The 13,447-nt window shown below is 48.9% G+C and carries 8 protein-coding genes; 2 read left to right on the forward strand and 6 right to left on the reverse strand.

Annotation, left to right across the window (positions count from 1 at the left end; translation table 11 throughout):
- Window positions 1–5 precede the first annotated feature (5 nt).
- The 5 genes from KDD36_04745 to KDD36_04765 are packed head-to-tail and all read right to left on the reverse strand — an operon-like array spanning window position 6 to window position 2,767.
- Window positions 6–938: a hypothetical protein gene (locus tag KDD36_04745; GenBank protein ID MCB0395934.1), complete on the reverse strand. Its 933-nt coding sequence runs from the start codon at window positions 936–938 to the stop codon at window positions 6–8.
- Complete coding sequence (locus tag KDD36_04750) at window positions 925–1,476, reverse strand: YceI family protein (protein ID MCB0395935.1); 552 nt, start codon at window positions 1,474–1,476, stop codon at window positions 925–927. Before KDD36_04750 ends, KDD36_04745 begins: the two co-directional genes overlap by 14 nt.
- A gap of 41 nt (window positions 1,477–1,517) precedes the next feature.
- Window positions 1,518–1,865 (reverse strand): hypothetical protein, encoded by a 348-nt coding sequence (locus tag KDD36_04755; GenBank protein ID MCB0395936.1) that lies wholly within the window; start codon window positions 1,863–1,865, stop codon window positions 1,518–1,520.
- A 41-nt stretch (window positions 1,866–1,906) separates the two neighbouring features.
- A complete protein-coding gene (locus KDD36_04760; GenBank protein MCB0395937.1) occupies window positions 1,907–2,545 on the reverse strand; it encodes a T9SS type A sorting domain-containing protein in 639 nt (212 codons plus the stop codon).
- Between the two features lie 24 nt (window positions 2,546–2,569).
- Window positions 2,570–2,767, reverse strand: a complete 198-nt coding sequence (locus tag KDD36_04765) for a hypothetical protein (GenBank protein MCB0395938.1) — start codon at window positions 2,765–2,767, stop codon at window positions 2,570–2,572.
- A gap of 171 nt (window positions 2,768–2,938) precedes the next feature.
- Between KDD36_04765 and KDD36_04770 the strand changes: the two genes are divergently transcribed.
- Window positions 2,939–4,120: an acyl-CoA dehydrogenase family protein gene (locus KDD36_04770; protein MCB0395939.1), complete on the forward strand. Its 1,182-nt coding sequence runs from the start codon at window positions 2,939–2,941 to the stop codon at window positions 4,118–4,120.
- A 152-nt stretch (window positions 4,121–4,272) separates the two neighbouring features.
- Window positions 4,273–6,129, forward strand: a complete 1,857-nt coding sequence (gene ispG / locus KDD36_04775) for a (E)-4-hydroxy-3-methylbut-2-enyl-diphosphate synthase (protein ID MCB0395940.1) — start codon at window positions 4,273–4,275, stop codon at window positions 6,127–6,129.
- Window positions 6,130–6,225: 96 nt separating this feature from the next.
- Here the strand turns inward: ispG and KDD36_04780 are convergent, their stop codons facing one another.
- Window positions 6,226–12,936: a T9SS type A sorting domain-containing protein gene (locus KDD36_04780; GenBank protein MCB0395941.1), complete on the reverse strand. Its 6,711-nt coding sequence runs from the start codon at window positions 12,934–12,936 to the stop codon at window positions 6,226–6,228.
- Window positions 12,937–13,447: the final 511 nt, after the last annotated feature.

The following is a 13,447-nucleotide window of genomic DNA, read 5'->3' on the forward strand; positions in this document are numbered from 1 at the left end:
GTAAATCAATATACCTGGAATACCCGGGAAATCGTGAAGCCGAGTTTTATGCCTCCCTTTGCCCAGCTATCCGGCGAACTTACCAAAAAATCATTCTCAATGATACCTCCGGTATTGGAAAAATTCACGTGAAACACATGGCCTCCGGTTTCAATCTCATAGCCTATCGCCAGGGGTTGATAAAAAGGATATACACTATTGCCTTGTCTGAATTGCGAAAACACCTGATGGTATTCGGCAACCACGGCGGATCGCTTGGATATTTTTAACCGGAACGCGGCACCAAGCGACCACATGTCATTTTCATCCTGACCGCCATTATCAGGATGATCCCAGGCACGAACAAAGTTCCTGTGTATAAATGAAGGGAGTACTTCAGCGGAAAATGACGGGTTAAACTTTCTGGCGATGATCAACTGATGTACATAAGACAAGCGATGTGCAAAAACCTTCCAGATGGCCTGGGGATCAGCGGATGGGTTCAATGCAGCAGTAGACAACAGCACAACGCTTACCGGCATACCCTTCCCTTCCATCTGTTGCAGCCAACTCCACTTTAGAAAACCATCGATGTGTTCATTCATCTTGCTTCGCCCAACCCCCACCATCAACCGGTCATTGATGCCCAACTCAAGTGCCAGGCGAATATTGCTTGCATTGTCCAGACCGTACAACGTGTGAATACCACCTCCGCTGGCACCACCTATATTGCCAAAACGGTGGGTAATGCGAAAATCCAGTACGCCTTTGTCAAGGCATTCCACCGAATGCGCACTGATGACCCTGGTGGTTTTAAAGGTAGCGGTAACCGGCGTCTTTAGATCTCCATCCTCCTCATCCATCATGTTTAACAGGTCATCCTGTGCATAGGTATCCATACCGAACATGCACAGCAAGGCACCTGCCAGCAGCAAGGCCCTCCTATTATTTTTTCTCATAAGGAATATAATCTATGTCCACTTTCACCAGAACCTCTTCTGCGATATTCTGTACCACAAGGTTGGGGATCTTGATATTATAATCTTCCAAACGAACAGTAAATTCAGCATGAAGCACCAGATTTTTTCCCTTGACAGTGAGCGTTCCCTTCAATGTCACCTCCTTTTCCACACCATGGATCTTCATAGTGCCGATAGCCGATACCTGGGAAGTTCCATCTTTTGAATAATCGATCTGTTCCTGGATCTTTCCGGCAAATGTTGCATAGGGAAACTTCTCACTCTCCATGTAATTTTCGTTGAAGTGTTCCTGCATCAGTTTCTTTTCAAATGTAAATCCCTTGACAGGAACCTTTACGGCTATATCATTGTTTACACTGTTGATGCGACTACTTGCCGTTTTATTTTCCGCCTCTATATTCTCAAGAGGAGCCTCTGAAAAGAATGTGATTTTACTTTCCCTGAAAATATAAAGTTGAGCCATGGTCGTCTGAAAGACAAGCAGAAGGGCTACCGCTATTAAAAGTTTTTGTTTCATTACCTGAGGATTGATATTTGAAATTGGGAGGCCGGAATTGTTCAATTATTTGGTGCGCCTTTATTTACCCAGCAGGTCAATATCTGAAGATCAATATCATTAAGTGTTCCTGAAGGTGGCATTTCCTTTGTTATAAGAACCTTTTGCCTGAAGGTTCCCTGATCCACTTTGGATTTCACTACACTGTATTTGGTGAAATCACCATATTGGAAACTTCCCTGATGGCATCCGGAGACCGCGCAATTAGATTGAATAATCGGTTTGACATTTGCGTTATACCCGCTACTCAGGGTATCACACACTTCAATCTGCGGCACCTCTTCCCTGTCACTGGTACAGGACACAAATAAACCGGCAAACAGGAAAATGAACAGTGTACTTCGCATCATCTGGAGATTGGTCATTTGATCTACACAAAAATCCGACCAAATTACAGGAACATCAGTTTCTGCACATAATGCTTATCTCCCATCATAACATGGATGAAGTATAGTCCGTCGCCGATCAGTAGCTCACTCCTGTTGAAAGTTCTTGAGAAAGCCCCTGCCGGAAGGGTCTCGTTGAGCAGGCTGCTTACCTTTTTACCGGTCATGTCATAAATAAGAATCTGCACATTATCACCGGAAAGAACATCGAAGGACACATTCATCAATTCCGTGACCGGTTGCGGATGCAATGCAAGGTTTACCTCTTTCCCTGATAAAGGATTCTCCACTCCGGTTGTGCTTTCCTGCAACACAAGTACAGAATTATAGATATGATCACCGGAGGATGTATTACTGGAATTTGTACAGTTAAATGCGGCGTAAATACTTACGATGCCCGCTCCGTTTGAAGGTGCGGTCCAATCAAAGGTCCATGTTCTGGAACCCGACCCGGCCGTTCCCGCACTTTTGTGAGTGATATAGCTTTTTGAGTTGAATGTTACAATTTGAGTTTCCGAGGTATTTGTAGGCACCAGGGTCCCAACCATATCACCATTGAGATCGAAGGATGAAGCCTGGAAACCATACTTTGTAAGCCCGGCCTCGGTTGCCGTGCAGGTAATGGTATAAGTGGCTCCGGGCACGTATTTATTATCCGACGGGCCATCCTATGTTATCCAGCCGGTGACCGGGGTAGCACTGCTTCCGGTGTGGCATTCGGTGCAGGTATTGCCACCATTATCAGAAGGATTACCCGTATGACCGCCTGGTGCGCCGGTTGAACGTGTCCAGGCAGGATTCAGTAATGCGTCAAAAACGATTAATGTACACATCAGGGAGATGCTTAACAAAGCAAACTTTTTCATAGTGTTGGTTTTTTGTTGCTTAACATACGATGCAGAAAGGATTTGGAGGGAAAGTCAAACTTAATAGGGACAAATTACAAATTCTTCTAATTTTGTCCTATTCTCATCCCTTCAAATTTAACAGAGACCACATGTACATTTGCATGTCGTAAATTAAATTATTCGCTGACCATGGCTGACGATAGATACCAACCACACGACTATTACCTTGCTGACGAACTGCTCACCGAGGAACATCGGCTGATCCGTGAATCTGCCAGGGCATGGGTAAAAAAAGAAGTGACACCAATTATTGAAGATGCGGCACAAACCTGCACCTTTCCCATGCACCTGCTAAAAGGATTGGGAGAAATCGGCGCTTTCGGGTCTTATATCCCGCAGGAATACGGTGGCCATGGCCTGGACCAGATTGCCTACGGTCTCATCATGCAGGAACTTGAAAGAGGTGATTCCGGTATCCGGTCCACTGCATCCGTTCAAACCTCACTGGTGATGTATCCCATTTGGAAATATGCCACGGAAGATTTGAAAAAGGCATTACTCCCGAAACTTGCCACCGGAGAAATGATGGGTTGTTTCGGACTCACCGAACCCGACCATGGTTCAAATCCGGGAGGGATGATTACCCGCATCGAAGACAAAGGAAATCATTATATCCTCAATGGCGCCAAGATGTGGATATCCAATGCTCCCTTTGCGGATATCGCCGTGGTCTGGGCGAAAGACGACCAGGATGAGATTCGCGGACTGGTTGTTGAGCGTGGCATGGACGGCTTCACCACACCGGAAACCCATGGCAAATGGTCGCTCCGTGCTTCGGCCACCGGAGAGTTGGTGTTCGACAATGTGAAGGTACCGAAGGAGAATATTTTTCCTGACATCAAAGGTTTGAAAGGCCCGCTCAGCTGTCTGAATTCCGCACGCTATGGTATTGCCTGGGGCGCCATTGGTGCGGCATTGGATTGTTATGATTCGGCATTGCGTTATTCGAAAGAAAGGATCCAGTTCGGCAGGCCCATCGGAGGATTTCAGTTGCAGCAAAAGAAACTGGCGGAAATGATCACCGAGATTACCAAGGCCCAACTGCTGGTATGGCGACTCGGTCAGTTGCGCAACGAAGATCGCGCCACCCCTGCCCAGATATCCATGGCCAAACGCAACAATGTAAATATGGCACTCCAGATCGCCAGGGAAGCACGACAGATTCATGGTGGAATGGGTATCACCGGTGAATACCCGATCATGAGGCATATGATGAATCTTGAATCGGTCATCACCTATGAAGGTACCCATGACATTCACCTCCTGATCACTGGAATGGATGTCACCGGTGAAAATGCTTTTGGCGGATAAAAAATTACCTTCTTTAAAAAGCCTGTATACACTACATCGCATAACCTGCAATTGTTTGTAACTTTGCGGCTGTGGAACAAGTGCATGTTCATAAAGACAATCCCTATTGCGTAAGCCTTACACGCTATGAGCGCTGGCGCACCCGGGAAGTCATGGTAGGGTCCGTGGGCATCGGCGGGGATCACCCCATTCGTGTACAATCCATGACCACCACGGATACCATGGACACCGCTGCTACGGTTGCGCAAAGCATCCGGATGATAGAAGCAGGCTGCGAACTGGTGAGGGTCACCGCACCCAGTCTGAAAGAAGCGGAGAACCTCAAAGATATCAGACGACAGCTCCACGCCGCAGGATTTGACACTCCCCTTGTTGCCGACATCCACTTCACTCCCAACGCAGCAGAACTGGCCGCACGGATTGTAGAAAAGGTCAGGGTCAACCCGGGCAACTATGCCGATAAAAAGAAATTTGCCAACATTGAATACACCCACGAGGAGTATGCGGCGGAACTGGAACGCATCCGGAAACGTTTCGCTCCCCTGGTATCCATCTGCAAGGAATACGGCACAGCCATGCGTATCGGCACCAATCACGGATCACTCTCTGATCGCATCCTAAGTCGTTACGGTGACACCCCTCAAGGAATGGTGGAATCAGCCATGGAATTCGTAAATATTTGCGAGGACATGGGATACCACAACATCGTGCTTTCCATGAAGGCCAGCAATACCCAGGTGATGGTACAGGCATACCGGTTATTGGTATCTCACATGAGGGTAACAGGAAGAAATTACCCCCTGCATCTGGGTGTGACCGAGGCGGGAGACGGTGAAGATGGCCGGATCAAGTCAGCTGTAGGCATCGGAACATTGCTTGAAGATGGACTGGGAGATACCATCCGGGTTTCCCTGACGGAAGAACCCGAGGCTGAGATTCCTGTCGCACAGGCATTGGCAGACAGGTACGCATTAAGATCCAGTCAGCCCCCTTTGCCCGAGCGCAGGGACCTGCCATACAATCCATACGAGCACAGCAAAAAAACAAGCCATGCTATCGGCTTTACAGGTGGTGAACAGGTACCGAGGATCATTATGGATTTGAGTGCCGGCAAAGACCTGCAGCCTGCCGATCTGACCCCACTGGGCTACAGGTATTCCGAGAAACTGGACAAGTGGCGGATTGATGATCAGGCCTGTGATTTCCTATACGTAGGTGATCATCCACCCTCTTTCGAACTTCCCGGAACATTGCATCTTCTGGAGAACGCAGACACCACCGGCAGTCATAACATGAAGGTTATGGATGCTACGGAAACTTCATGGCCTGCGGAACAACCATTCATGGTAAGGGTACTCACGCAGGATGTGAATGATGACTTCATTGAAAAGTTGAAAGCCCACCCAAAAGCATCGATCATCCTGAGAAGTACTCATTCCCTCATCATGGCCGACCTGAGGAATACAGTCATCGAATTCATCCGGCAGGAAGTGACAAACCCCGTGTTTGCTGAGGTCTATTACACCGAAGACGACCAGACATGGCCGTTATATGCTGCAACGGATCTGGGAGCACTTTTACTCGACGGTCTTATTGAAGGCATCTGGATACGACACCCGGAATGTTCATCTTCCCTGCTGAACCGGACCTCCTTTGGTATTCTTCAATCAACACGGACTCGCATCTCAAAAACCGAGTACATCTCGTGTCCTTCGTGCGGACGCACGCTGTTCGACCTGCAGGAAACCACAGCCCGGATCAGAGAACGTACCAGTCATCTCAAAGGTGTGAAGATCGGCATCATGGGATGTATCGTGAACGGGCCTGGAGAAATGGCTGATGCCGACTACGGATATGTAGGAACGGGTCCCGGTGTCATTACCCTATACAAAGGACAACAGGTGGTAAAACGCAACATTCCTTCAGAAGAAGCAGTGGATGCGCTCATCAATCTCATCAAAGAGCACGGCGACTGGATCGAAGCCGAGAGCCTCGCCCTGAATGCATAACGTTCCTCTTAATTCTTAACTCTGCATTCTTAAATCTTAATTAAAAAAGCCCCCCGTTTCCGGGAGGCTTTTTCTTAGGCTCACAGCGTTTACTTCCTATTCCATCAACACGAGCCGGATCGTTGATACATTTCCATTGACTGTCAGTCTGGCGAGATACACCCCTGGTATCAGTCCATGTTCATCCGGAGTGATCACCTGACGATGTTCACCTTTCTTCCGGAATCCATCTTCTACCACGGAGACGGTCTTACCAACCAGATCTACCAGTTCCAGTCTTACCCGGGCATCTTCCTTCAGGCCGTAGATCAACATGGCATTTGATCTGAACGGGTTCGGCCACGCTTTCAGGTCGGTGACCACGTTAGGAATTGTCGGACGCCCTGTGGTAATATCATCCGGAATATAGATGCTGTTGGAATCCACCATGAAGTCAAGCTCTGTGAAATCGCTGTCGTTTGCACTTACATTCACTTCATAGGTACTATCCATTGGCAGACCGGGAATATCAACCCACAGATCATAATCACCGGGTTCGATGTTAAAGAACTCGTAGCGACCTGAACCATCGGTCTTGGTGTTTCCTTTCACCATACCGGCAGGTTTGGATCTCAGGGTGATGTCCACATCCGGGATCGGATCGCCGGTGATCACATCAAAGACACCCGCTTTATTGGTACCACCTTTGACAATGGTTCCCGCCAATCTACCCTGACCATTCTGGAGAGGCACTTCCACCAGGGTAATATCCTTGGAGGTACTGTCATCGCAAGACAGTGTGAATTGCGTGGCCGTATTCCACTGGAAGGTAGAATCGTGGAACGTATTCATGGTGCGCGGATACAGAATGGTATCGGTGCGTGCATGCAGAATGTACGTTCCGGCAGGCAGGTTCGGGAAGCTATAGTTTCCTGAACCATCCGTATAGGTGGAGTCAACCGCCGGCATCACACCACCCGACATGTACTTCAGCACCTTCACCTTCAGTCCGGAAGCACCACCACCTGAATACTTCACTTGTCCGGTTAAGATCGGATCAGATCCGGTGAATGATACGGCCTGACCCATGGTAGCCGAACAACCGTTCGCATCGGTAACTGTCACATTATGGGCTCCGGGGCAAAGGTTAATAGCAGTCTGCGTTGTTTGTGCAGACGGATCATCCCACAAGAAACCGTAAGGCGTGGCGCCACCTACCGGAGTTACCATAAGGGTACCATCACAGTAGCTTTGGCAAGACGCTGGTGTCTCACTGAAGGTCATGGTGATCTCTCCTGGTTCCATAATGGACACTGTATCCACCGAACTACAACCTGAACCGTCCGTTACCGTCACGTAGTACAAACCTTTGCACAGGTTCGTAGCTGTTTGTGTCGTTTGATTACCGGTCAACGGACCCCATTGATAAGCATACGGAGTAGTTCCACCCGACGGGTTTGCGGTAGCTGTTCCGTCGCAGGCACCAAAACAAGATGCATCTGTTTTGCCAACTGTCAGTGACGGACCACCGGTTTCATTGATGATCACCACTACGCTATCCATGCAGCCATTGGCATCACTAACCATCACCAGGTAATTACCACTGGTCAGATTATTAGCTGTGGCTGTGGTTTGGGAAGCAGCATTAGCCGGCCATTGGAAGGTGTATGGAGATACGCCACCGGTGACAGATATCGTACCTGATCCGTTCGCACCACCACAAGTTGCGTTGCTGGTGGACGGGGTAAGGACGATATCCGAAGGCTCGGTGATCTCAACAGAGTCTGTTATGAAACATCCGTTGTTATCAGTTACCGTGACGTGGTACCAGCCAGCGCAAAGGGCGTTGACACTTGCAGATGTGCTGTTGCTCAGATCATCCCACAGAATCGTGTGAGGTGCGGTACCACCGGAGAAGTTAACCGTGGCTGTACCGTTGCATGATGCATGACAAAGCACATCTGTTTTGTTAATGGACGTGATCACCATTCCCGGAGGATCATTCAGGGTAATCGAATCCACCACACTACAACCGTTACTGCCGGTGACCGTCACATAGTACATGCCAGCACACAAACCGGTTGCCAGTTGAGTGTTCTGATTACCTGCATTGGCATCCCATTGGAAGGTATATGGCGGCACACCACCAGTGGCATTTACATTCGCATCACCATCACAAGCACCGGAACAATTCGGGTCATTGCCATTGACAGTGGTGATGATCGAGGTTGCCCCGCTGATCAGAACACTGTCTATAGCCATACAACCATTGTTGTCGGTGACAGTGACATGATAATTACCAGGGCACAGTCCAAATGCTGAATCTGTGGTTTGCCCCTGCGGATCATCCCAGCTGTACAGATATGGAGCAGCGCCACCGGAAACCATTGCCCTGGCAAAGCCATTGCAGGCGCCGGCACACAGTTCATCTCCTTTATTGGTATTAATAACAATCGGGTTTGGTTGCATGATCTGCACTGAGTCTTCGGTAAAGCAACCGTTGTTATCCGTTACTGTTACATGATACCATCCCATGCAAAGACCACCTACGGAATCAACCGTCGCAGAGCCGGCAGCGGCATCCCATTGGTAGCTGAATGGCGGCACACCACCGGTCGGGTTCACTTTTGCAAAACCGTTACAGGTGCCGTTGCAGAGCAGATCACCTTTGTTAAATGCTGTGGTGAGCAATCCTGGTTCGGCAATGCTGATCGAGTCAACCGCCATGCAACCGTTATTGTCGGTCACCGTGACATAGTACATGCCTGTGCAAAGACCGAAGGCACTATCCACTGTTTGGTTACCGGCATTGGCATCCCATTGGAAAGAGTATGGGGCTACACCGCCGGTAGGAAGCACCTTGGCATAGCCATCGCATCCACCATTACATTGAGGTCCCATCACAGCACCAAAGCTGGTGATGACCGCAGATGGCTCCATGATCTCCACGGAGTCTGCCATGTAGCAACCGTTGTTATCGGTGACGGTCACATGGTACCAACCGATGCAAAGGCCACCTACGGAATCAACCGTGGCTGAACCGGCATTGGAGTCCCACAAGAAGCTGTATGGTGGGGTACCACCGGTTGGGTTCACTTTTGCAAAACCATTGCATGAACCGGCACACAACACATCACCTTTGTTAAAGGTTGTCATGACGGCTGCAGGTTCTCCGATGAATACGCTATCTACATAAGTACAGCCATTGTTATCGGAGATAGTCACAAGATAATTTCCTGTGCACAGATTGGTTGCCGTTTGGGTGGTTTGATAACCTGCGTTGATATCCCATTGGAAAGAATAGGGAGCAACGCCGCCTGAAGGATTCGCCATCGCACTTCCATCACAGCTTCCGGCACAAGCAGCCGCGTTAACCGGAGTAAATGCATTGGTGATTACCGGTGGTTCCATGATCTCAACGGAGTCTGCCATGAAGCAACCATTGTTGTCGGTGATGGTCACATGGTACCAGCCGATGCAAAGACCACCTACGGAGTCAACAGTGGCTGATCCTGCATTGGAGTCCCATTGGAAAGTGTATGGTGCTACACCACCTGCCGGGTTCACTCTTGCAAAACCGTCACATGCTCCGGCACACAGCACATCTCCTTTGTTGAAAGATGCATTAAGCAATCCGGGCTCATTGATGCTGATTGAGTCAACCGCAGTACAACCGTTGTTATCGGTTACGGTGACATAGTACATGCCTGCGCAAAGGCCAGATGCACTATCTACTGTTTGGTAACCTGCGTTGATATCCCATTGGAAAGAGTATGGGGCTACACCGCCGGTAGGAAGCACCTTGGCATAGCCATCGCATCCACCATTACACTGAGGGCCCATTACCGCGCCGAAGCTGGTGATGACCGCAGATGGTTCCATGATCTCCACGGAGTCCGCCATGAAGCAGCCGTTGTTATCAGTCACGGTCACATGGTACCAGCCGATGCAAAGGCCACCTACGGAATCAACCGTGGCTGATCCTGCATTTGAGTCCCATTGGAAAGTGTATGGTGCTACACCACCTGCAGGATTTACTTTTGCAAAACCGTTACAAGCGCCGGCGCACAACACATCTCCTTTGTTGAAGGATGCATTGAGCAATCCGGGTTCATTGATCGTGATTGAGTCAACCGCCGTACAACCGTTGTTATCGGTGACGGTGACGTAATACATGCCTGCACAAAGACCGGATGCACTGTCAACAGTTTGATAACCTGCGTTGATATCCCATTGGAAAGAGTACGGAGCAACACCGCCGGTTGGAAGCACTTTGGCATAGCCATCACATCCACCGTTACATTGAGGGCCCATCACCGCACCGAAGCTGGTCATCACTGCAGATGGTTCCATGATCTCTACGGAATCAACTACAAAACATCCATTGTTATCAGTCACCGAAATAAAATACCATCCTGCGCAAAGACCGAAGACAGAATCCACGGTTTGGTTCCCTGCATTGGCATCCCATTGGAAGGAATACGGAGGCACTCCTCCTGTGGGATTTACCTTTGCAAAACCATCGCATGCACCGGCGCACAATGCATCACCCTTATTAAAGATCGGATACATCGGCGTGGGTTCATTGATCATTGCAGAATCAACGATCATACAACCGTTGTTGTCAGTGATAGTCAATAGATACGTTCCTGCACAAAGTCCGCCCACCGAGTCTACGGTTTGACTGCCTGCATTGGAATCCCACTGGAAGGTATAGGGTGCAACACCACCGGTAGGATTTGCCTTTGCACTGCCATCGCAGGATCCGGGACACATGGCACCATTGACAGGCGTCATGGCGTTCGTCAGAACGGAAGGTTCGGTGATGATAATACTGTTTGAAGACTGGCAACCATTGTTGTCGGTTACCGTGACAAAATAAGTTCCGGAACAAAGGCTGCCCACGGAGTCTACTGTCTGGCTTCCTGCGTTGGAATCCCATTGGAAGGAATACGGAGGCACTCCTCCACTTGGGTTTGCTTTTGCAAAACCATCACAAGCTCCGGAACACAGTGCATCACCGGAGTTAAATCCAATGGATAGTGCTGACGGTTCACCAACATCAACAGAATCAACTGCAATACAGCCGTTGTTGTCGGTTACGGTCACCAGGTAATGTCCGGCACAAAGACCGGTAGCTGTGTCGTTGGTTTGGTAACCGGCATTGATATCCCATTGAAAGCTGTAAGGTGGTGTTCCGGCGGTTGGCTGGGCCACACCGAATCCGTCGCAGGATCCGTTGCAAAGCACGTCGCCTTTGTCCATTCCCAAAGCAAGCGGACTGGGAGGATCATTGATAAAGACCGTATCGCTGAAAGAACAACCGTTGTTATCGGTAACTGTATAAAGATAGAAACCAAGGCAAAGACTATTGACAGATACCGTGGTTGCATTACCGGCATTGGCATCCCAGAGATAACTATAAGGAGGTACGCCACCGGTTGGATTGATATTCGCATCGCCATCGCATGACCCAACACAAGTGAGATTATTTACGATTGGACCTGCATTCAACAAACCAGGTTCATTGATATTTACAGAAGCCCAGGCAGAATCATTGTCGGCATCAGTTACCAGTACGTTGAAAAACCCACCAGCTAGTCCGACGGCCGTATCTGTGGTTTGGATGGAAGGGTCATCCCAATGATAACTATATGGTGGTGTTCCACCACTCGGGTACACTACAGCCCATCCATCGGAAGCGCCGTTACAAGTTACATGAACCGTATCGGTGATAGTCGCGGACAATGCCGGAGGACATGATGCAAACGTAATGCCTGCATTATTACCTCCATCCGTACTGGCGGAAGAATAACATGAAGCGCCGGAAAAGGCAATATCGCTCAGGTACATGTTATCCATGCACACTCTCTTTCCGGACAATGAGGTCAGGTTTGTTTGAGTGCCGGGGCTATCTGAATTGATCGTCACCTGAAATCCGACGTTATTTGTAGCGAAATCATTAAATGATTGTGTAGCACCGGCAGGGAAAGTGATATATCCAGAATCTATTTCAAGTTTATTAAACTGATTGTCTCCGGTTGCCACAACCTGTCCTGAATAGAATGTGACTTCATTATAGGTGAGGTCTCCACCGAAGAAGTTCCCCTGTCCGGGTATCTTGTTGATCTCAATAACGGATTGTTCTGCATCAAAGGTCAGGCCTGTGGTGGATGACATATCCCAGGTATCATTGATGCGCACATACGACGAATCCAGGGTCAGACTACGCGTAAGAGATTGAGACGCATGTCCGTCAAAAACAAAACACCGCAGGTAATATCCTTTGGTGTTGAAGTTTCCTTGATTAAGGATGATGTTCTTCAGTGTCTCCAGGTCACTTGCCAGCTCCCATTGCGCCGTACCGTTGAACCGGATATCGGCATCAAGGAGTTTGCTGTGTGTATCGATGATGTGATTTCCCGATGACCCGTTGAACTTTATCGTGCCATGCAGGTCGAGGGCCATGTTCGGATCAATGATCAGGGAACCTCCTAATAAAAGGGTATCGCCATAGGCCTGACTGAATGTCGGAAAGTTAGCTACACCATTCCACTCCACCTTAGCGGCAAAGACATTGCCTGAAAGGTATACGGTATCACCAGCCTGTGTAAACGAGTTCACATCGAATATCGCAGTATCACCCGCAGTGGGTGGTCCTGCGCCTGGTGCACCGCCTGAGGCGTTGGACCAGAAAGTTGGGGATACGCCATCCCATGTACCATTACCACCAACCCAATAATAGGTAGCGGCCGAGGCGATCATGGAAGAGAACAGGAGAAAAAAGAGGACAAGGGGGAGCTTAAATGCGGGTACACTCTGTTTCATATGCTGCACGTTGGTTACGGAGACCCTTATGTACGTCGCATCAATGAAAAGGTTTACGTATTAATGCATATATAACGCCAATGACCACATATTCCGGAGCGACGAAGTGAAAAAAAGTGAGGATGAAAGCATTTCGCTTCCATGTGATTCAGGACTTAATGGGAAGGCAGAAGGTGAGAGGGCAGAAGGCAGATGACCATATTAATCTGTACCGGGCCTGATGTTGGGTGAAGGTTCCCGGATAGCTCTACTCCCGGGACAGGTGTACCTTTGTCTTGTTATCTTCAAAGCGTTCCACTTTGGTATTTTCTACTGAGAACTCTTCTTCAGCTACCAGCACTGAAAGCTAAGATAAAGGAAGTAGCTTAAAGCTACAGGATAGACAGACGAAGGTGCAACCTTCGCCTAACATCAGATTACAGATCCCCTGCCTGTCCGGCGAGGCAGGGAATTTGTCTAAAACATACTCGTTTCTCAAACGAAGCCAATATGATTCGGCGACCTATATAGT

The organism is Flavobacteriales bacterium (assembly GCA_020435415.1).
GTDB lineage: Bacteria > Bacteroidota > Bacteroidia > JACJYZ01 > JACJYZ01 > JACJYZ01.

Coding starts and splice junctions, on each gene's coding strand:
- KDD36_04755 (MCB0395936.1), bottom strand. CDS start 1,865: ATGATGCGAAGTACACTGTTCATTTTCCTGTTTGCCGGTTTATTTGTG.
- ispG (MCB0395940.1), top strand. CDS start 4,273: ATGGTAGGGTCCGTGGGCATCGGCGGGGATCACCCCATTCGTGTACAA.
- KDD36_04745 (MCB0395934.1), bottom strand. CDS start 938: ATGAGAAAAAATAATAGGAGGGCCTTGCTGCTGGCAGGTGCCTTGCTG.
- KDD36_04770 (MCB0395939.1), top strand. CDS start 2,939: ATGGCTGACGATAGATACCAACCACACGACTATTACCTTGCTGACGAA.
- KDD36_04750 (MCB0395935.1), bottom strand. CDS start 1,476: ATGAAACAAAAACTTTTAATAGCGGTAGCCCTTCTGCTTGTCTTTCAG.
- KDD36_04765 (MCB0395938.1), bottom strand. CDS start 2,767: ATGAAAAAGTTTGCTTTGTTAAGCATCTCCCTGATGTGTACATTAATC.
- KDD36_04780 (MCB0395941.1), bottom strand. CDS start 12,936: ATGAAACAGAGTGTACCCGCATTTAAGCTCCCCCTTGTCCTCTTTTTT.